At 58.5% G+C, this 19175-nt stretch carries 19 protein-coding genes and 1 tRNA gene; 8 read left to right on the forward strand and 12 right to left on the reverse strand.

Going from position 1 to position 19175, the window contains the following annotated elements:
• The first annotated feature begins 4 nt into the window (after positions 1 to 4).
• The 4 genes from AC2FHX_RS07315 to AC2FHX_RS07330 are packed head-to-tail and all read left to right on the forward strand — an operon-like array spanning position 5 to position 3840.
• A complete protein-coding gene (locus AC2FHX_RS07315; RefSeq protein WP_496691700.1) occupies positions 5 to 871 on the forward strand; it encodes an FAD binding domain-containing protein in 867 nt (288 codons plus the stop codon).
• Positions 868 to 1347 (forward strand): (2Fe-2S)-binding protein, encoded by a 480-nt coding sequence (locus AC2FHX_RS07320; RefSeq protein ID WP_142635794.1) that lies wholly within the window; start codon positions 868 to 870, stop codon positions 1345 to 1347. Before AC2FHX_RS07315 ends, AC2FHX_RS07320 begins: the two co-directional genes overlap by 4 nt.
• Positions 1347 to 3602 (forward strand): xanthine dehydrogenase family protein molybdopterin-binding subunit, encoded by a 2256-nt coding sequence (locus AC2FHX_RS07325; RefSeq protein WP_496691699.1) that lies wholly within the window; start codon positions 1347 to 1349, stop codon positions 3600 to 3602. The genes AC2FHX_RS07320 and AC2FHX_RS07325 overlap by 1 nt, the downstream gene beginning before the upstream one ends.
• Positions 3595 to 3840: a MoaD/ThiS family protein gene (locus AC2FHX_RS07330; RefSeq protein ID WP_142635798.1), complete on the forward strand. Its 246-nt coding sequence runs from the start codon at positions 3595 to 3597 to the stop codon at positions 3838 to 3840. The genes AC2FHX_RS07325 and AC2FHX_RS07330 overlap by 8 nt, the downstream gene beginning before the upstream one ends.
• Here the strand turns inward: AC2FHX_RS07330 and AC2FHX_RS07335 are convergent.
• Positions 3837 to 4544, reverse strand: coding sequence for a lysophospholipid acyltransferase family protein (locus tag AC2FHX_RS07335; protein ID WP_496691698.1), 708 nt, complete (start codon positions 4542 to 4544; stop codon positions 3837 to 3839). The two genes, AC2FHX_RS07330 and AC2FHX_RS07335, sit on opposite strands and share 4 nt — an antisense overlap.
• A 143-nt stretch (positions 4545 to 4687) precedes the next feature.
• Here AC2FHX_RS07335 and AC2FHX_RS07340 point away from each other — a divergent pair.
• Positions 4688 to 4763 (forward strand) — tRNA-Trp (locus AC2FHX_RS07340).
• Positions 4764 to 4908: 145 nt separating this feature from the next.
• Here AC2FHX_RS07340 and AC2FHX_RS07345 read toward each other — a convergent pair.
• A complete protein-coding gene (locus AC2FHX_RS07345; RefSeq protein WP_496700734.1) occupies positions 4909 to 5928 on the reverse strand; it encodes a hypothetical protein in 1020 nt (339 codons plus the stop codon).
• A gap of 73 nt (positions 5929 to 6001) precedes the next feature.
• The gene (locus tag AC2FHX_RS07350) at positions 6002 to 6883 is read right to left on the reverse strand and encodes an EamA family transporter (RefSeq protein WP_271948205.1); all 882 of its coding nucleotides are present in this window, start codon (positions 6881 to 6883) and stop codon (positions 6002 to 6004) included.
• A gap of 77 nt (positions 6884 to 6960) precedes the next feature.
• Between AC2FHX_RS07350 and AC2FHX_RS07355 the strand changes: the two genes are divergently transcribed.
• The 3 genes from AC2FHX_RS07355 to AC2FHX_RS07365 all read left to right on the forward strand — a co-directional run bounded on the left by AC2FHX_RS07355 (position 6961) and on the right by AC2FHX_RS07365 (position 9444).
• On the forward strand, positions 6961 to 7443 hold the full coding sequence (locus AC2FHX_RS07355) for a MarR family winged helix-turn-helix transcriptional regulator (RefSeq protein ID WP_271948203.1): 483 nt from the start codon (positions 6961 to 6963) through the stop codon (positions 7441 to 7443).
• A gap of 162 nt (positions 7444 to 7605) precedes the next feature.
• Positions 7606 to 8745 (forward strand): LPS export ABC transporter permease LptF, encoded by a 1140-nt coding sequence (lptF, locus tag AC2FHX_RS07360; RefSeq protein WP_496700732.1) that lies wholly within the window; start codon positions 7606 to 7608, stop codon positions 8743 to 8745.
• A gap of 108 nt (positions 8746 to 8853) precedes the next feature.
• A complete protein-coding gene (locus tag AC2FHX_RS07365; RefSeq protein ID WP_142635974.1) occupies positions 8854 to 9444 on the forward strand; it encodes an HD domain-containing protein in 591 nt (196 codons plus the stop codon).
• On the opposite strand, the gene speB is transcribed toward AC2FHX_RS07365, so the two are convergent.
• The 9 genes from speB to AC2FHX_RS07410 all read right to left on the reverse strand — a co-directional run bounded on the left by speB (position 9441) and on the right by AC2FHX_RS07410 (position 19093).
• A complete protein-coding gene (gene speB, locus AC2FHX_RS07370) occupies positions 9441 to 10283 on the reverse strand; it encodes an agmatinase (protein ID WP_496700730.1) in 843 nt (280 codons plus the stop codon). The genes AC2FHX_RS07365 and speB overlap by 4 nt on opposite strands.
• Entirely contained in the window at positions 10280 to 11449 is a 1170-nt protein-coding gene (gene nspC, locus AC2FHX_RS07375; RefSeq protein ID WP_496700729.1) for a carboxynorspermidine decarboxylase, read from the reverse strand. The genes speB and nspC overlap by 4 nt, the downstream gene beginning before the upstream one ends.
• A gap of 86 nt (positions 11450 to 11535) precedes the next feature.
• The gene (locus AC2FHX_RS07380; protein WP_496700727.1) at positions 11536 to 12759 is read right to left on the reverse strand and encodes a saccharopine dehydrogenase family protein; all 1224 of its coding nucleotides are present in this window, start codon (positions 12757 to 12759) and stop codon (positions 11536 to 11538) included.
• Between the two features lie 21 nt (positions 12760 to 12780).
• Positions 12781 to 14670 (reverse strand): biosynthetic arginine decarboxylase, encoded by a 1890-nt coding sequence (gene speA, locus AC2FHX_RS07385; protein WP_496700726.1) that lies wholly within the window; start codon positions 14668 to 14670, stop codon positions 12781 to 12783.
• 99 nt (positions 14671 to 14769) lie between these two features.
• Positions 14770 to 15852 carry a DUF1513 domain-containing protein gene (locus AC2FHX_RS07390; protein WP_496700724.1) on the reverse strand — a complete coding sequence of 361 codons (1083 nt, stop codon included), beginning with the start codon at positions 15850 to 15852 and terminating at the stop codon, positions 14770 to 14772.
• A 3-nt stretch (positions 15853 to 15855) separates the two neighbouring features.
• Positions 15856 to 16866: an imelysin family protein gene (locus AC2FHX_RS07395; protein ID WP_496700722.1), complete on the reverse strand. Its 1011-nt coding sequence runs from the start codon at positions 16864 to 16866 to the stop codon at positions 15856 to 15858.
• A complete protein-coding gene (locus AC2FHX_RS07400; protein ID WP_496700720.1) occupies positions 16866 to 18407 on the reverse strand; it encodes a di-heme oxidoreductase family protein in 1542 nt (513 codons plus the stop codon). The genes AC2FHX_RS07395 and AC2FHX_RS07400 overlap by 1 nt, the downstream gene beginning before the upstream one ends.
• Positions 18367 to 18852, reverse strand: coding sequence for a bacterioferritin (gene bfr, locus AC2FHX_RS07405; protein WP_142635826.1), 486 nt, complete (start codon positions 18850 to 18852; stop codon positions 18367 to 18369). Before bfr ends, AC2FHX_RS07400 begins: the two co-directional genes overlap by 41 nt.
• Positions 18800 to 19093 carry a (2Fe-2S)-binding protein gene (locus tag AC2FHX_RS07410; protein WP_496700718.1) on the reverse strand — a complete coding sequence of 98 codons (294 nt, stop codon included), beginning with the start codon at positions 19091 to 19093 and terminating at the stop codon, positions 18800 to 18802. The genes bfr and AC2FHX_RS07410 overlap by 53 nt, the downstream gene beginning before the upstream one ends.
• Positions 19094 to 19175: the final 82 nt, after the last annotated feature.

A 19175-nucleotide genomic window follows, 5' to 3' on the forward strand; every position in this document is an offset into this window, starting at 1 on the left:
AATCATGGATTATCACAGCCCTGCCAGCTTTGCCGAGGCGTCGGCTCTGGCAGAAAATGCAAAAGGCGTTACACGGTTTCTTGCCGGTGGCACCGATGTTCTGGTGCAGTTGCGCTCGGAATTGGTGACGCCTGATACATTGATAGACATCAAGAAAATCAATGGCGTAAGCGATATCACCTGCAATGCTGACGGCAGCTGGACGCTGGGTGTGGCGGCGACGGGTGCGGAAATGAGCGAACATCCCGGGTTGGGCCGCGACTGGCCCGGCGTGGTCGAAGCGATGGATTTGATCGGATCGACTCAGGTGCAGGGGCGGGCGACGCTGACTGGCAACCTGTGCAATGGCTCGCCTGCGGCGGATTCGGTGCCAGCCATGGTGGCAGCGGGCGTGACCGTGACAGTAACCGGACCAGGTGGCATCCGTGAGGTTGCCGTCGAAGATATTCCGACCGGCCCCGGCAGAACGTCCTTGGCCAAGGGTGAACTGATCTCGGCGGTCAATATTCCTGCACGCGGCGAAAACGGAGGTGATGCCTATCTGCGGTTCATCCCAAGGACCGAGATGGATATTGCGGTGGTTGGCGTAGGTGTGAATCTCCGTCTGGACGGGGATACCATCACCGAGGCCCGCGTGTCTCTGGGTGCCGTGGCTCCGACTGTTCTACTTGTCGAAGACTGCGCCAAGGCGATCATGGGCAGCACCCTTGACGATGCTGCATTGGACGCGCTTGCCGCTGCCGCATCTACTGCCTGTAACCCGATCGACGACAAGCGCGGCACGATCGCATTCCGTACCGAAGTGGCCGGGGTTCTGGCCAAACGCGCCGCGAAAATCGCCTATGCCCGCGCCAAGGGAGAGCAAGCATGAGCAAGTTCCACGTATCCACCACCGTCAATGGTGACACGGTCGAATACCTGTGTGACCCACGCGAGACCCTGCTGGACTGTCTGCGCGACAAGCTGAACCTGACCGGTGCGAAAGAAGGCTGCGGCACCGGCGATTGCGGTGCCTGCTCGGTAACTGTCGATGGCCGTTTGGTTTGTTCCTGCCTGATGCTTGGGATCGAAGCAGAGGGTAAACAGATCGAGACGGTCGAAGGTATTGCAGACGGGGACGTTCTGCATCCGCTGCAGAAGAAGATGATTGAATATGCTGCTCTTCAATGCGGTATCTGCACCCCCGGTATTCTGGTCGCGGCCAAATCGTTGCTGGAAAAGAACCCGAACCCGACCGAGGAAGAGACACGGTATTGGTTGGCTGGTAATCTCTGCCGCTGCACTGGGTATGACAAGATCATTCGCGCCGTGATGGATACAGCGGCTGAACTGCGGGAGGCTTCGTAATGGCACTCGACGATCGCAAATCTGAATTCACTTTCGTTGGCACCCGACCGAACCGCCCTGACGGGCTGGACAAGGTCACGGGGCGCGCGAAATTTGGCGCTGACGCCACCGCGCCGGGCATGTTGCACGGGGCTATTCTGCGCTCACCCCATGCCCATGCGCGGATCGTAAAGATCGATACCTCCAAGGCCCAAGCGCATAAAGACGTCAAAGCCGTTGTGACCCGTGACGATTTCGCTGAGGTGCCGTTTAAGCCCGGTCTTGAAGGTGAGTTCTGGAACGTGCTGGAAAACGTTATGGCAGGCGAGAAGGCCCTGTATGACGGCCACGCGGTGGCCGCTATTGCGGCAACTTCGGCGCTGTCGGCGCGTGATGCACTCAAGCTGATTGAGGTCGAATATGAGGTGCTGCCCCATGTGACCGATGTCGACAAAGCGATGGCCCCGGACGCTCCGGTTATACGCGAGGGGGCGGCGGATTATTCCGTGCCCGAAGGGATGCACCCGAACGTCGTGCGCTATCATGAAAGCGGGCATGGCAATGTCGAAGCCGGTTTCGCCGAGGCGGATCTGGTCGTTGAAGACAGCTTTGTCACCGAGGCAACCCATCAGGGCTATATCGAACCTCATGCCTGTTTGGCGACGCTGGGAAATGACGGCAAGGGTGAGCTGTGGTGCACCACCCAAGGTCACTGGATCGCGCAGAAAACCTGTGCGGCTTTGCTGGGGATCGAAACATCGCAACTGCGGGTGACGGCGTCCGAGATTGGCGGCGGCTTTGGTGGCAAAACAACCGTATTCATCGAGCCGGTCGCGCTGGCGCTGAGCCGCAAGGCCAACCGCCCGGTCAAGCTGGTGATGACCCGATCCGAGGTATTCCGGGCCACCGGTCCGACCGCCTCGGCATCGATGGATATCAAGATCGGGATGAAGAAAGACGGCACGATCACCGCAGCGCAAGGCGTGTTCCGCCTGCAGGGTGGGGCCTTCCCCGGCGCGCCGGGTGATATGACGGCCATGTGTGCCTTTGCTCCTTATAACCTAACTAACGTCAAGCAGGTGGGCTATGACGTAATGGCCAACCGCCCGAAACAGGCGGCCTACCGGGCGCCCGGTGCACCGATGGGAGCCTTTGCTGTTGAGTCGGTGATTGACGAGCTGTGCAAGAAACTGGGTCTGGACCCCGTGGATGTGCGTCTGAAAAACGCCGCCTACGAAGGTACGAAGGCCAGCTATGGCCCGCGCTACGAACGCATCGGTCTGGTCGAAACGCTTGAGGCCGCCAAGGCGCATCCGCACTATTCTGCGACACTGAAACCAGGGCAGGGGCGTGGGATATCCTGTGGATTCTGGTTCAACCACGGCGGCGAGACATCGGTGTCGCTTGCCCTGTCCGAGGACGGCTCGGCCCAGCTGATGGTCGGCACGCCCGATATCGGCGGCTCGCGCGCGTCGATGGCGCTGATGGCGGCCGAGGTTCTGGGCATCCCATACGAGAATATCCGCGTCACCATCGCGGACACGGCGACGCTGGGATACAATGACGTTAGCCACGGATCGCGCGTGACCTATGCCTCGGGTCTGGCCACGATCAAGGCGGCCCGGCACGCGGTCGAAAAGCTCAGCGAACGGGCGGCGGCCAAGTGGGGCATCCCGGTGGATGCGGTGAAATGGGAAAACGGCTGCGCGGTGCCCTCGGGCCCCAATGCGGGCGATTTCGATCCGATGCCGTTGGCCGATATCACCGCTGATATGGGCGCGACCGGTGGTCCGATTTCGGGCCATTTCGAAGCGACGCCCGAGGGCGCAGGCGTGTCCTTCGGCACCCATATCGTCGATGCCGAGGTCGACCCGGAGACCGGCAAGACCAGCATCACCCGCTATACGGTCATTCAAGACGCCGGAAAGGCGATCCACCCGACCTATGTCGAAGGCCAGTATCAGGGCGGCGCGGCGCAGGGCATCGGTTGGGCGCTGAACGAGGAATATGTCTATGGCGAGGATGGTCGTCTGCAGAATTCGATCTTCCTCGATTATCGCATCCCGGTCGCCAGCGACTTGCCGATGATCGATACGGTGATCGTCGAAGTTCCCAACCCCGGCCACCCGTTTGGGGTGCGCGGCGTGGGCGAGACCGGCATCGTGCCGCCGCTGGCAGCCATCGCCAACGCGGTTTCGAACGCTGCGGGTGTGCGGATGAAACAACTGCCAATGTCACCGCCGCGCATTTTGGCGGCGCTCAAGGACAATGGTTGAGGTCCACCTGTGGTCCGGCCTTCGGTCTTTGACCGGGGGCCAACAGGTGGTCGAGGTCGAGGCCAAAACCACCGGCGAGCTGCTGCGGGAACTTGCGCGGGTTCATCCGCAGCTTCAGGCGCCGATTGATGCCGGGGTTTCCATCTCAATCAACGGGCGCGTGATCGCCAGCGGGCTGACCGAACCGATCCCCGAGGGCAGCGAAGTGTATCTGATGCAAAGGCTGCGCGGCGGTTAGCCTTGGGGAGACCAGGGTTCGCGCCCGACCATCCTGTCTGCTTCGGCGGTGATGTCGTTCATATGCGCCTCAAGGCTGAGGCGAAGGGCCTCGAGTTCTTCTTCACTGGCCTTGCGGGGAACATTTTCGGTCCATTCCCGGCACAGAAACACGCCTTTGTTGCGCCAGGGGCGCGGCATCAGCAGGCGATCCCAGGTACCGGCCTCGCTGCCGTGGCGGGCGGAATAAGTGATACCGAAGACCCGCTTGCCCGAGGTGCGTGCCCAAACCAGAGGCACTGTCGACAGCACCCGTTCCGGACCGCGCGGGCCGTCAGCGGCGATACCGATGGAAATGCCCCGCTTGATCTTGCCGATCACTTCGCGTGACACCGCGATGTTGTTGGCGTTTTTGCTGGTCATGGCGATGGTGTCCATGCCGAACAGTTTCTGCACCCGACCAACCATGCTGCCAGCGCGTGCCGAAGATGTGATCGAGCAGATACGCCCCTTATCCAACGGAAAGAAATAGGGTGATTGTGCCAGTCGCTGATGCCAAAGGACAACGATGACCGGCTCGCCCTGATCGGCCAGTTGGTCCAGCTCTTCATAGCCGATGCGTTGCCATTGGGTGTTGCGGTTGACCATCCGAATATAGCTCGCGATGCGGCGGGCGGTCCAATTCAGGACGGCCTCGCTATCGGCGATTTTCTTGCGGATACTCACTAATGGTGACCCTCATATTGATCAAACCGTGTCTTATAGAACTCAACGCCATACGCAACTTGTTTGTCGTGCGCATAACTGAGGAGGAATCTGAAAAAGCCTCTTGAGTCCGCCGCGCGGCTGGCATATTTGAGGCGGACCTTAGGGGTATAGCTCAGTTGGTAGAGCGACGGTCTCCAAAACCGTAGGTCGCGGGTTCGAACCCTGCTGCCCCTGCCATTCTCTCCATTGCCAGAAGTTTGTGCCAGCTTGGGCGGAATGGGACACGCGTGACCCTTTGCGCAGCCTAGCTGTTACAACTTGGACCAGCAGAGCATTCGACCGATGCGATAAACCGCGTTCTGGTTGCTCAACAAATCACGGTCTAACCCAAAATCGGTGATATGCCACCGGCAAAAGCGGCCAAGATTGGGGCCGTCAGGGCGAAGCCGGCGCGGATGATGTCACCTGTGCCTTCTGTCAGCTTATGCGACGATCTCCAGTCATCAATGTCGAATGCCTGGTCTGTGCCGCCCTGATTTCGGGCAGCCAAAGCGAGGTTAGAAATTCTTCCGTCCAGAAGGACTGCCACGGGAAGAAAGTAGCTGAGCATTAGCAAGCAAAAATATGTGCCGGTGAACAAGGCCGATGCGTTGAGCAATGCGCTATAGGCGGCCCTTTCTGATTCAGCGATCATGGGCAAGGGCCAGTACATCCAGCTTGCGGCAAAGAACATGCCGAAGGTCAGCACCAGACTGGACAGGTAGAGCTGCTGCCGCATCTGCCGCAGGTTTTGCGCCAGCTCAGCTGCGGTTGCTTCGATGTCCTGAGATTCATGCCGACCAAGACACAATATCATTCCGACAATCAGCGACCCGATCGCAAGGCCGGCCATTGCATTCACCAGGTCCAGAATACGGTTGAACAGCGAAAGAACAGGGGCTTGCCCGCATTTCCCAAACATCCAGCTATCTTCCGAACCGGAACATGCCGGTAAGGTGCCTTGCGACAATGCTGTTTCAAAAATGGCTTTGCCGATCTGGTGGTAAATCTGCGGGCTTTGGTCGGTCATATGCTTTTGAATGGTCGGCACGAGAGCCAGAAACACGATGGCGACTACAATCGCGATTGCCGCGATCCGGGTGTTTTTTTCGATCGGGCGTGACAGGGTCCGGAACAAGACTGCCACGGGCAACAAGGCCAGCGATAAAAAGAACCAGGACGCGGCAAGAAACCGAAACCGACCAACGGCTTCTTGCCAAGAGCTACCGCTCAACACAAAGTTCACTGGAACGTCCAGTTCATTGGCGATCATTTGGTTCTGGATCAGTTTATGGATTGCGAAAACACATACCGGCAGCAGGGCGATGGCAAAATAGCGCGGTTTTACTCGGCTTTTTGACACGTGATACCTTTCTTGCCGGGGCGTTGCACAGCACACAGTTTAGCACAAAACTCGTACATCGATGCCTGGAGTTTCAGGCGGGCTTTCTGATGGTGACAATCGAACGGCCGGTACGCTTGCCCATTTGCCCCAGCCAGACCGCCAGAAGTACGATACAGACACCGGCGATCTGCACAAAGGTCAAGTTTTGCCCAAGCATGACCCAACCAATCAATACGGCGGATAACGGGCTGAGAAAGCCAAGTGCCGAGACCGCAGAGGGTTCGATCCGGGCGAGGCCTCGGAACCACAGGATATAGGTCAGGGCAGCCCCGATGACGCTCAGATATCCAATTCCGAGAAGGCTGTTTGTTTCAAGCGCTGGTAAGGCGGGCTCAAATATCAGTGCAAGCGGCACCAGCAACAGCCCGCCGGCGGTTAGTTGCCAAGCGGTAAATGTCAGCAGCGGCACTGGCGGTTGCCATTTGCGCGTCAGGACAGTTCCTGCCCCCATCGAAAGGGCGCCACCCAGTCCAGCGATCAGGCCAACCGTATCAAGATTGATAGCTGTTCCGAGGACAAGGCACCCGACGCCGATCACCCCCAGCAGCGCTGCGCCGACCGATCTCAGCCCAACCGGGGTGTTCAGCAGAAATGCCGACAGGAAGACTACAATAAGAGGTTGTACCGCGCCGACAGTGGCTGCGACCCCACCGGGGAGCCTGTAAGCCGCGACGAAAAGCAGGGTCCAGAACACGGTGAAATTGAGCGCGCCCAGAATGAATATGCGGCCCCACCAATGACCCCTTGGAAGTTGACGGGACAAAACTAGCAGCAGCAGTCCGGCAGGCAGCGCACGCAGCGCGGCCATCGTGATCGGATATCCGACGGGCAAAAATTCGGTCGTAACATAATAGGTGCTACCCCAGATCAAAGGGGCAACAGCAGTTAGGGCGATGTCGGTTTGGTGTCTCATGGCGAATCCCTTTATCTTGACGTCAAGATATATTGCAAAATCTTGACGTCAAGATAAAGTTGGGCTAGCCAGAACTCATGGATCATGTGGAGCGAATTATCGCGCAGTGGAACAGTGCCCGGCCCGACCTGGATGTGGGGCCGATGGAAACCGTTGGTCGACTGACGCGGTTGGCGGTTCAGTTGCGAAGGGCGATGGAGAATACTTGGGCTCTTCATGACATGAACGCTGCCAGCTTTGATGTCCTTGCCACGTTGCGAAGGTCTGGCAAGCCAGAGGGTCTTTCACCTGGCGAGCTTTTGGAGCTTACAATGGTGACGTCCGGCACAATGACGAATCGCGTCGATCAACTGGTTAAGGTGGGGATGGTCGAAAGAGTGCAAAACCCTGAGGATGGCCGGGGCTTCCTGATCCGTCTTACCCAAAATGGGTTCAAAGCGATCGAGGCCGCCGTTTCGGATCATGTAGAGACTCAGCAGCGCCTGGTTCAGGGTTTGTCCCTGCAACAGCGCGATCAGCTCAATCACCTGCTCAGATCGTTGTCTGAAACGCTGGACTGATCCAGGCAGGTAAGCATTCTGGACCGGGGTGCCAATTCCGATGTGGCATAAGCCGTTTTAGTGCGCACGGCTCAAATTCTATAATTCTTGGGCTATGCGGTTTCCTCGGTCAGGGGATTGGCATATTGTTCAAACGAATTTCAGGTAGCCGGATGAGGATACATGTCGCGCTTCGATGGATATTTCCTGCGGCAACTGCTGATTCTGTTCGGCTTTTTCACTCTGATTCTGGTGGGGGTTTTCTGGATCACCCGCTCGGTCAGCCTGTTTGACCGTGTCATCAGCGGTGGTCAATCGGCCATGGTGTTTCTTGAATTTACCGCTCTTACTTTGCCGACGCTGATCCGTACGGTGATGCCCATGGCCGTGTTCGCAGCGGCCGTCTATGCCACCAACCGCCTGAGCCGTGAAAGCGAGCTTACGGTGATGCTGGCCACAGGTTCCAGCCCGTGGCGGCTGGCTCGCGCTGTGGTTCTGTTCGGTCTTGTTGCTGGTCTGATGATGGCCTCGATCAGTGTTTTCCTGCGCCCGGCCTCGGTCGATCTACTGGAAAAACGGCAGGCCGAAGTGGCGGGTGACGTCACAGCGCAGTTATTGAATGAAGGCGAATTCCTGCATCCTGCAAGTGACGTGACCGTCTATATTGGGGGGATTGATCAGGACGGGACTTTGCGCGAAGTTTTTGTTTCGGACCGGCGGGATAAAACCAGCCCGGTCAGCTATTCCAGCCAAACAGCTTATCTGGTCAATAACGGCTCGGGCATTCATCTGGTGATGGTTGACGGGGTTGCCCTGCGTCAGGACCGGCAGGGACGTACCCTGTCGTCTACACTGTTTCAGGACGCGTCCTATGACATCTCAGAATTGACGAGTACCGACAACACGGCCGAGCGAAGCCTCGAGGCCATTCCCACCGCAGAGCTGTTGCGCGACCGGGCTGCGATTGCGGCAGCAGAAGGGTTCACTGAGGGCGCGTTGATCGACGAGCTGCATCAGCGATTTTCATGGATCACCATTTGTATCGCGGTCGCAATGGCGGGCTATGCAACCCTTATGTTGGGCAGCTTTTCCAGATTTGGCCTGTGGCCACAGATTTTTGGAGCATTCATAATTCTGGTCCTTTTGGAAGGTATGCGCGGCTTTGTGTCCCCGTTGGTGATCGAAGACCCGAAATTGTGGCTATTGCTCTATTTGCCTGCTGTCATGGGCATATTGATCTCGTGCCTGTTTCTTTTGATTGCAGGTCGTCCGCTTCTGCGCGTGCGCGCAAGAAAACACTCGCAGGCATTGTCCCAAGCCTGAAGTTACGGCGCATTTCGGCGCAATGTTCTTCGGCCAAGCTAATTCGTTTTTTCGCTCAGGTTTTCTGCGTTAGGCTGCGGTTGGATGATCAGTCAAAAGGACCGGACCATGCTGGACAAAACCCACAAACCCACCTGGACCAGCTTTGAAGAGGCGACCAAGGCCGATTGGGACGCCGTCATGGAATACGAAGAGGCCTATAACGCCGCGTTGCCGGACAGGATACTGGATGCGATCCGTTCGCTGGACGAGGATTGGACGCCCTATCCCGTGAACCGCTATCAGCACAGCCTGCAGGCCGCGACGCGCGCCTATGAGGATGGGGCGGAAGAAGAGCTGGTCGTCGCAGCGCTGATCCACGACACCGGCGATATCCTGTCTCCCTATAACCATGGAGAGCTGTCAGCGGCGATGATGAAGCCCTATGTCAGCCAGAAAACCCATTGGATCCTCAAACATCACTGCGTGTTCCAGGGCTATTACTACAATCACCACCTGGGCGGAGACCGCAACGCCCGAGACAAGTACCGCGACAGTCCTTATTGGGAGGAATGCCGCTATTTCTGCCATGAATACGACCAAAAGGCGTTCGATCCGGATTACCCGACCAAACCGTTGGAGTTCTTCGAGCCGATGCTGCGCCGTGTCCTAAGCCGCGGCGAGGGGCATATGGAGTTGAACGAAACCGCCGAAGGTTAGCAGGCGGCCATCAGACGGTAGACGATCTGTGCGGCGGTAAAGTCCCAGGCGGCATTGCCGTCCGGGGCCAGCTCGACCACGTCGAACCCCACGCATTTGCGCCCCCGAAGGGCATGCTCGACCAGTTGCAGCGCCTGATAATAGCCCAAGCCGCCGGGCACGGGTGTTCCTGTGGCCGGCATTTGCGAAGGGTCCAGCCCGTCGACATCAAAGCTGACATAGACCAGTTCGGGGAAATCCTTGGGCAGATCGACCGCGTTGATGTTGCCGGTGACCAGCTCCTCGGCATCAATGTGGAACACGCTGTTCTTCACCCGGCTCTGCGCCTCTTCGGTCGAAAAGGCCCGGACGCCGAATTGGGCCAGTCGGACGCCTTCTTCGGCCAGTAGATGCATGACCGAGGCATGGCTGTGCTTTTCACCCTGATACGTGTCGCGCAGGTCCGCATGCGCATCAATCTGGACGATCCCGATCGGTTGGTTCAACGCGCGGGCCACGCCCATCACCGCACCGTAGCTCAGAGAATGCTCACCGCCCAGAGTGACCGGCACTTTACCAGCGCGAATGGCGGCTTCGGTGCGCAGGGCAAGGCGTTCCATCACTGCAGGCATAGGGCCGTCACAGTTCAAAGGTTCCTCAGTGAAAATACCCGCTGTGCAAGGCTCGGCAAGGCCAGTGATGCGCTCCAGCTCGTTGCTGGCCTCGATGATCGCCGCCGGGCCACCGGCTGTACCCGAGCCGTAGGATACCGTGCGCTCCAGCGGTACTGGGATTACACGAAACCGGGCGTTTTCGGTCCGTTCCGATGTGGTCAATTCACTGTCGAGGAAAACGCTCATGAGAGCCTCTCTTTAAAGTCGTCATAGCCGAACTGTTTGATAATTTTCAACGCGTCGGTTTCGCTGTTCCACAGGGCGATTGTGGGCAGGGGGACACCGTTGAAGGTGTTGGTCTTGACCATCGAATAATGCGCCTGATCTAGGAAGGCAAAGCGTTGGCCGATCTCAAGCGGTTTGTCCCACGTATAGTCGCCGATCACATCCCCCGCCAGACAGGACGGGCCGCCCAGACGGTAGGTATGGCCTGCCTCGGCCTCGTCCATCAGGGCCGGGCGATAGGGGGCTTCGATCACGTCCGGCATGTGGCAGGTGGCCGAAATGTCGGTGATCGCAAGGGTCATGCCATTGGTCGGCAGGTCGAGAATTTCGCCCACCAGAATGCCCGCATCCAGTGCCACAGCCTCGCCGGGTTCAAGATAGACGTCGACGTCATGGGTTTCGCGGATCGCCTTGATGAACGCGATCAATCCATCACGATCATAGTCGTCACGGGTGATATGGTGGCCACCGCCGAAGTTCAGCCATTTGAGATGACCCAGGAACGGGGCGAGTTTTGGTGCAACGGCTTCCCAGGTGCGTCGCAAGGGCTCGAACCCTTGTTCGCAGAGGGTGTGCATATGCAAGCCATCGACCCCGGCCATGATTTCAGCGCTTAGATGGCTGACTGGCGTGCCCAGACGCGAACACGGCGCGCAGGGATCGTATTTAGGGATTTCACCTTCGGAGTGTTCGGGATTGATGCGCAGGCCGACCTGAACTTTGGCGGCCTGTGCTTTGGTCAGGAACCGGTCCTTTTGTGCGGGTGAGTTGAAGATGATGTGGTCGGACAGTGACAGGATTTCATCGATGTCAGCGTCTTTGTACCCGGCGCAGTAAGTGGCGACCTCACCGCCATATTCTTCGCGGCCTAGACGGGCTTCATAGATACCGCTGGCGCAGGTGCCGCCAAGGTGTTGGCGGACCAAGGGGGCCAGCGAGAACATCGAGAACGCTTTGAGCGCGCTGAGGACATGTGCACCGGACCTGCTGCCGACATCGGACAGGATCGCCAGATTTTTCTCAATTGCTTTTTCGTCGACCACAAAGCACGGGGTCGGCACGCGGGTGAGGTCGAAATTGCGGAAAGCACCGGCATCGCCTGCTTGTGTGGTCATCATGTCGGACATATCAGGCGTCTCCGAATTTGGAGAGGGCGGGGGGCGCTGCCCCCCGGACCCCCCGAGGTATTTAGGGCCAGATGAAGCTTTGCGGATCAGAACTCGACCGGGCCGTCTAGTTCGTGGACCTGCCATGGCAGACCATGTTCATTCAGCATGTCCATGAAATCATCCGGGTCGAGCTGTTCCATGTTCCACACTCCTGGCGCGGTCCAGTTGCCTTTGAGCACCTGCGCGGCACCGATCATAGCCGGAACGCCAGTAGTATAGCTAACCGCTTGGCTGCCGACCTCGGCGTAGCATTCCTCGTGGTCGCAGATGTTATAGATGTAATAGGTTTTCTCGCCCGAGCCATCCTTGGCCTGACCCGTGGCGATATCGCCGATACAGGCCTTGCCCTTGGTTTCGGCACCCAGATCGCCGGGATCGGGCAGTAGGGTTTTCAGGAACTGGATCGGGATGATCTCTTTACCGTCGTGCATCACCGGGTCGATGCGGGTCATGCCGACATTCTCCAACACCTTGGCGTGGGTGATGTAGGCGTCGCCGAAGGTCATCCAGAAGCGGGCACGCTCAATCTCGGGGAAGTGGGTGGAGAGGCTCTCCAACTCCTCGTGATACATCAGGTACATGTTTTTGGGGCCGATAGCGGGAAAGTCGAACTCGACCTTATGGGTCATGGCGGGGGAGTGTTTCCATTCGCCGCCTTCCCAGTGGCGCACCTCGGCGAGAACCTCACGCAGGTTGATCTCGGGGTTGAAGTTGGTGGCGAATTCCTGATCGTTGCTGCCGCCATTGGCGTCCAGCACGTCGATCTGGCGGATCGTATCCAGCTTGTGTTTTCTCAGCCACGTCGCAAAGACGGAGGTCACGCCGGGATCAAAGCCAGAGCCGAGGACTGCGGTCAGGCCCGCCTGTTTGAACCGGTCCTGATAGGCCCATTGCCAATGGTATTCGAACTTGGCCTCATCCTCGGGCTCGTAATTCGCGGTGTCGATATAGTGGATGCCGGCCTCTAGACAGGCGTCCATCAGCACGAGGTCCTGATAGGGCAGGGCCAGGTTCACAAGGATTTCGGCACCGGTGTCCTTGATCAGCTTGACCGTGTCGGCGACCTTGTAGGCGTCCAGCTCCGCAGTTGCGATGTCCACACCCACGCGTTCTTTTACCGCTGCGGCGATGGCGTCGCATTTCGACTTGGTGCGGCTGGCCAGGGTGATTTCGGTGAAGATATCCGAATTCATCGCCATCTTGTGCACCGCAGCGTGAGAGACGCCGCCCGCGCCGACAACCAGTGTTTTGCCACTCAAAGTTCCCATGGGGTCATCTCCTCTCGGGGGTTATTCGTAATAGGTGTAGCCGTTGATCGAGTCGCGATAGGCGCTCATCAGGGTTTTGCGGTCTTTGGCCAGCAGAGTACCGGTCGAGATCGCCTCGTCCACCATTTTGCGGAAGGCGGCGACACAGTCGGCCGGATCAAACTCGACATAGGACAGGACCTGACCAATGGTGTCGCCTTCTTGCTCGTGCAGCAGATCGAAACCGCCATCAGAGCGCAGGTCGATGGTAACCACATTGGTGTCGCCGAACAGGTTGTGCAGATCGCCCAGCGTTTCCTGATAAGCACCAACAAAGAAGACGCCCATGAAGTATTCGTCATTCTCGGGCAGGGAATGTACCGGCAGGCTGGGCGAGACACCGTCGGCCAGAATGAACCGGTCGATCTTGCCGTCGCTGTCACAAGTGATATCGGACAGCACAGCGCGGCGGTCGGGCGTATCGTTCAGACCCTGCAGCGGCACAATCGGGTGTAGCTGGTCAATGGCCCAGACGTCGGGCAGCGATTGGAACAGCGAGAAATTGCAGTGATAGATATCAGCCACTTTTTCCAACTGTTCGTCGACATCCGTGTCGAGCTCATCGCTGGCAGCCAACGCCTTGAGGCGGGCCATCAATGACAGATAAATGCGTTCGGCGCGCGCCATCTGGCGCAGGTCGATATATCCGCGGCGGAACAGGGCGCGCAGCTCGTTGCGATAGAAGGTGGCATCGTTCCAGCACTCTTGCAACCGGTCGCTGGAGAGGTATCCGTGCACAGCTGCAAGGTCTGACACCAGATGATGGTCATCCGCCTCGACTTCCGGCCCATCCGGCGCGTCATAAAGCGTGCTTTCCAGCACGTTGAACACCAGCATGGATGAGGTCGCAACGATAGCGCGCCCGCTTTCGGTGACCAATGTGGGGTGCTCGACCTCGGCTTCATCCATGGCATAGGCGACGGTTTCGACCACGTTGGCGCAGTATTCTTCGACCGTGTAGTTGATCGAGTTTTCGGCGGCTTTCTTTTCGCCCGTGTAGTCCACGCCCATGCCGCCACCCAAGTCCAGATGGGTCAGCGGTACGCCTTCGCGGGTCAGTTCGGTATAGTATCGGCAGGCCTCACCCACGGCGCGGCGCACGTCATTGACGTCCTGCACCTGCGATCCAAGATGCGAGTGCTGCAGCTTCAGGCAGTGCAGCAATCCGGCGGCCTTCAGCTTGTCCACCGTGGCGACCAGCTGATCGGTGTTCATGCCAAAGGCGGAACGGTCGCCCGAGCTTTCTTCCCATTTCCCGCTGATCTGGTTGGTCAGTTTAACCCGTACCCCGATCAGCGGTTCGATGCCCAGTTGGTTATAGACTTCGATCACCGTGTCGGCCTCTTTCGGGCTTTCCAGCACGATCACCGTATTGAACCCGATTTTGCGGCTGAGGATGGCCAGTTGGATAAACTCGGCATCCTTGACGCCGTTGCAGACGATCAGCGCCTCATTGGCCAGACGATGGGCAAGCGCGACCACAAGTTCCGGTTTCGAGCCAGCCTCAAGGCCATAATTGTACTTCTTCCCAAACTCGACGATCCGGTCGACCACCTGAGCCTGTTGGTTGACCTTGATCGGAAAGACACCGCGATAGCCGCTTTTGTACCCAACCCGGGCAATCGCCTCTGCAAAGCTTTCGTTAATATGGACAATCTCGTGCTCCAGATAGGAGCTGACGCGCAGGATCATCGGAGCTTTGATGCCGCGATCGTCCAGATCACGCAGAATACCGGGCAGGCTGATTGCAGCAGTCTCTGGTGCAAGGGGATTGCGCAGACCGATTTCGCCGTCTTCCGTCACCTCGATGAGGTCTTTGCCCCATTTCTCAACCCCGTAGATGGAATGCGGTGCGTCGGGCGTCTGTTTCAATCAAGTCTGTCCTTAACCTAGGGTGCCTGCTTCGCGCCCGCCAATACGGCAGCAATTCGATTCGTCCAAGTGTAATCTATGTGACGGGTATTTCCGAATTTATACAGGCAGACCAACGGGAACCAGATGGTTATCCCACTGACAATCCGGCCGGGCGGAAATGCGGGCCTTGGCAGTAAGCGCTCCGACCAGCCCGGTGCCGGTGGTGAAAACAAAACCGGAAGGCCCGGCACCCAGGCCGCAAACATCCTCAAGCGGGGTCGTGTCGTTAAGTTGACCGGTCAAGCTGTCGAACCGAAGCAAACTGTTGCCGCGAGGGCAAGTGATGGCGATGGTTTTGCCGTCCCCGGCAAAAGCAATGCTGCCAGCGTAACCCTGCAAGGCACTTTGCACCGATTCCGGGGCTGCAAGCAGGCGCGGAGCCTCGCCTCTTTTGTGCAGTCCCAGCAAAGGCGGGTGGTTTGACTTGTTGCCCTGCCATTGCATTGCAAACCCGACCAGACCGTCGGATCGAACGGCAAGGTGTCGGATCGAATTTTTATGCAGTGTCCGGGGCAACTCTATCTGTTCCAGGACCGAGCCTGACAGACTCAGATAACTTAGGCGCGGTTGCATGATGGGCAGATTCAGCTTGGTTCGGCCCATTTCAGGATGTGTTTCAATGCCGCCATTTGCGATGATCAGAGTTTCCCCATCCGGCATGAGCCGCATATCATGCGGCCCGACCCCGCCCGAAGAAAACTCGCCCAACCGCGTGTAGTCCTCCGAGTCCCAGACGCCAATCACACCCTCACCGGCCTCATAGTCGTTCTCGGTGGTGAACAGATGGGTTCCATCTCGGGAAAACACGCCATGGCCATAGAAATGGCGGCCTTTGGGAGCATCCATCCGTGCGGTTTGGGTTCCGCTCTTGCAATCGATCACCACGCCAAAGGTGCCAGGGCGGCGAGCGAAAGCCACGGCTTGCGCGCGTGACGGATGCGCCGCAGCGGCATGGCCGCGCGCCGGCAGGGGGAGAGAGAATAAGATACCGCCTTCAGAACTCAGGCCCGCCAGCCGATAGGTGCCGTCCGGAAACAGCGCCGCCGCCAGGAAATCTGGCGCGCCGACAGTCGACCAACCTTGTGTTGGGGCAAGGCTAGCTGCAGCCAGGCCCGCAAGGAATTGACGGCGGCTTGTCATGGCTTAGTCCCCGTCCAGCGAATTGAATCCGGCACTGATACCCAAGGTCGGGCCCAGCTCGGTTGCTGCAATCGTGCGGATGTCGTTGATCATCTGCTGCAAGGCTTCGACCCGTATCCGACCCGAAGGTGTCGAGACACCGGCCAGTGTAGGGTCGTCTAACTCACGCGTGCGGATGATAGCCTTGTCGAACGCATTATCCAAATCAGCGGCAATCTGCGGATGATCTGCGGACAGCCTGGTGGCCAGATCGCGCAGCGTGATCAATGACAGTTCGACCTGGCGTAGTGACCGTTCAGACCTGCGCGCTTCGGCCCGATTGGCGCGGGGGCGCTCTAGGGTGCCCATGGGGCGTCCAAGGCGTGTTTCGGCCGTGAATTCCAATCCGGTGATCAGAGCTTTGTAAAGTTCCTGCATGGCTTCATCAGCAGACCGGTAAGGACTGTCTCCGCCGGGCATGGTCAGGTTGGCAGAGAAAGGTTGCCAGTCGTGATCCATCGCCTTCGCATTGCGGTTTAAATCTGCAGCAATCGCCCGGATCAAAGCGCATCGATAGGCCCTGTCGCCCTGATCCGCGAGGGCTGGGTCGAATAGCATCATTTCAAGCGCAAGAAACCCGCGTCCCGCGATCGAAGCCTCGGCATAGGCCTCGGGGGTGTCAACCACCGCGTCTTGGGTGGCAATCAGGCCGGATAGGGTTTTGGGTGTAAACCCTTTTGTGTCTGGCCAGAATGCCATCGCAAATGCGCGGTCATCGACCTCGGAGGGGCCAAAGCGCAAGTGGCTTACCGTGACCCAGCGGTCGAATGCCAGGTGATAGGCTGCACGAAGGTTCGGTGAAGCGGCTGTGCAATCCGCCTGCGCTGCCGCATCCAGCGCAGCTGTTGCGTCAGATAGCTGTGCGTATCCGGGGAGAATGTGCCCTTCAACAACATCTGTCAGGATCTGGCTGGGATTTTGCGCCAAGGCTGACAGGGGCAGAATAAGGGCAATGGCCAGGCCGAGGGCACGCATCAGAGGCTCTCCAGAAAGCGGATCAAAGCGTCGCGGTCGGGTTTGGGCATCGAGACAACGGTGTCGCGCGCCGTCTGCGCCTCTCCGCCGTGCCACAGAACGGCCTCCAGCAGCGATTGCGCCCGCCCGTCATGCAGGAATTGGGTATGACCCGAGACCTGCTCGGTCAGGCCGACACCCCAAAGAGGTGGCGTGCGCCATTCCCGGCCTGTTGCCCGCGCTTCGGGGCGGTTGTCGGCCAGACCATCGCCCATGTCGTGCAACAGCAGATCGGTATAGGGCCAGATCAGCTGAAAACTGTGTTCGGGCCGGTCGTCCATCCGGTGGGTGACATAAGACGGCGTGTGGCACGAGGCACAGCCGGTATCAAAGAACACCTGCTTGCCGCGCAGGACCTGCGGGTCATCAATGTCGCGCCGCCCTGGGACGCCGAGATTGCGGCTGTAAAACGCCACAAGGTCCATGCCTTGCTGGTCAATCTCGAACACGCGGTCGTCGTTGTCGCCATGGGGAGCGGTGACGCAATCCGCCTGCAATTCGGTGCAATCGCCATGGGCTGTAGGGAAAAGCGGGCTCGAAATCCCGATATCCCCGGCAAAAGCCGCCGCTGATTGCTCCATGATCGTGGGCATCCCGGCCTTGTATCCGAACCGGCCCATCATCGGCGCGTCGTATTCGGCTGACCAAACGATGTTGGGACGGCCCGAGATGCCGTCGCCATCCGCGTCGTCCGGGTCGGCCTTTGCCAGCAGGTCCGCGACCGGAATCGCTTCAAGCAATCCCAGACCGATCATCTGTGGGGCCACGCGCGGGCTCAGCATCGCCTCGGGGTGCAGCGGGCCATATCCAAGATCCGCCGCGGTATAGGTCGGGCTGCGGAGAATGACCGTTTCGCCGTCTGATAGCGCGACAGGAAGGTTTTCATAGGTGATGTCCAGCCGGTACTCGGCGGGGTGGCCCGCGAGGGCCAGATCCTGCATCTGCCCGCCGTAATTGGGTTCGGGCTGAGTGGCGATGTAGTCCGCGATTTCATCGATTGTGCCGCCACCGGGGATTGAGACCCGAAGGAACATCGAAACAGCCCCGTCATAGGGCCCATTTGGTGTGTGGCCGCGCCCGTCCTTGATGTGACATCGTTGGCAAGAGCGCGCGTTGTACAATGGCCCCAAACCGTCCGAGGCCAGGGTCGAGGAAGGCGAAGACACCCAGATTTTCTTGAACAGCCCGTTGCCGACCTTGAAATCCAGTTCCTGTTCGAATTTCAGATTGCCCGAAGGTTGCGAAAATGCATCTGCGTCCTGACGTGCCCTTACGGTTGCGGCACCGGCGGGCAGGTCCTCGAACCGTTGCGCGGCGTCGAAATCCGTGGGCGCGGCGATCACATCCGCGATCCGGGCCTTTTCATCTTCGGTTCTGGGTTGGAAGTTGAGATGCAGATCCTGCAGTTCAGCGGACAGGATCGGGGTGGCTGCAATCGCAGCCACCGCCACAAGCGAGAGCTTACTCGCCTTCGTCCATTTTCGATGCGTTAAGTTGCGCATAATTGGCTTCGCCAATCCTTTCGTACAAATCAAGCTGTGTTTCGAGGAAGTCGATGTGGCCTTCTTCGTCACTGATCAGGTTCTCGAACAGAGACATAGTGACGTAGTCGCCCGCCTCTCGACAATATTCACGGGCCTCAACGTACAGGGCACGCGCATCATTCTCGGCAGCCAAATCACATTCCAGAGTTTCCTTCGGGGTCTGTCCAATCCGAAGCGGGTCCAGTTTCTGCAGGTTGGGGTGACCTTCCAGAAAGATTATGCGCTCGATCAGCTTGTCGGCATGGCCCATCTCTTCGATGCTTTCCTCACGGCTTTTCTTTGCCATGTGGGTCAGGCCCCAATCCTCTTGCAGACGGTAATGCAGCCAATACTGGCTGACTGCCGTCAGTTCATGCCGCAGAGATTTGTTGAGGTATTCTATGACTTTGGGATCGCCCTTCATCTACACTCTCCTGTGATGCCTTGGTGCGTAATGCACAAAGCTGCATGGGGACTTCCAGATTATCGCTGGAGCGCATGGTGTCTAGGAAAAGCGGCATGCATCCGCCACAATCCGCTGATTTTCCAAGGGCATGATAGATCTTGCCAGGGGTTATGACTGCCCTAGGGTCGGAAACGCGCATCCAGTCGATGGCGGCATGAATCTCGGTGTCTGTGATCTTGGTGCAATGGCAGACAATCATGGAGGTGGCGCTCTGGTTTGTATTCTTACTATATTAGTCAGTTATTAAGTGCATGTCCTGCGGCATACTGTCAATTAGCCGA

The organism is Ruegeria sp. CDSC042 (genome assembly GCF_059610745.1).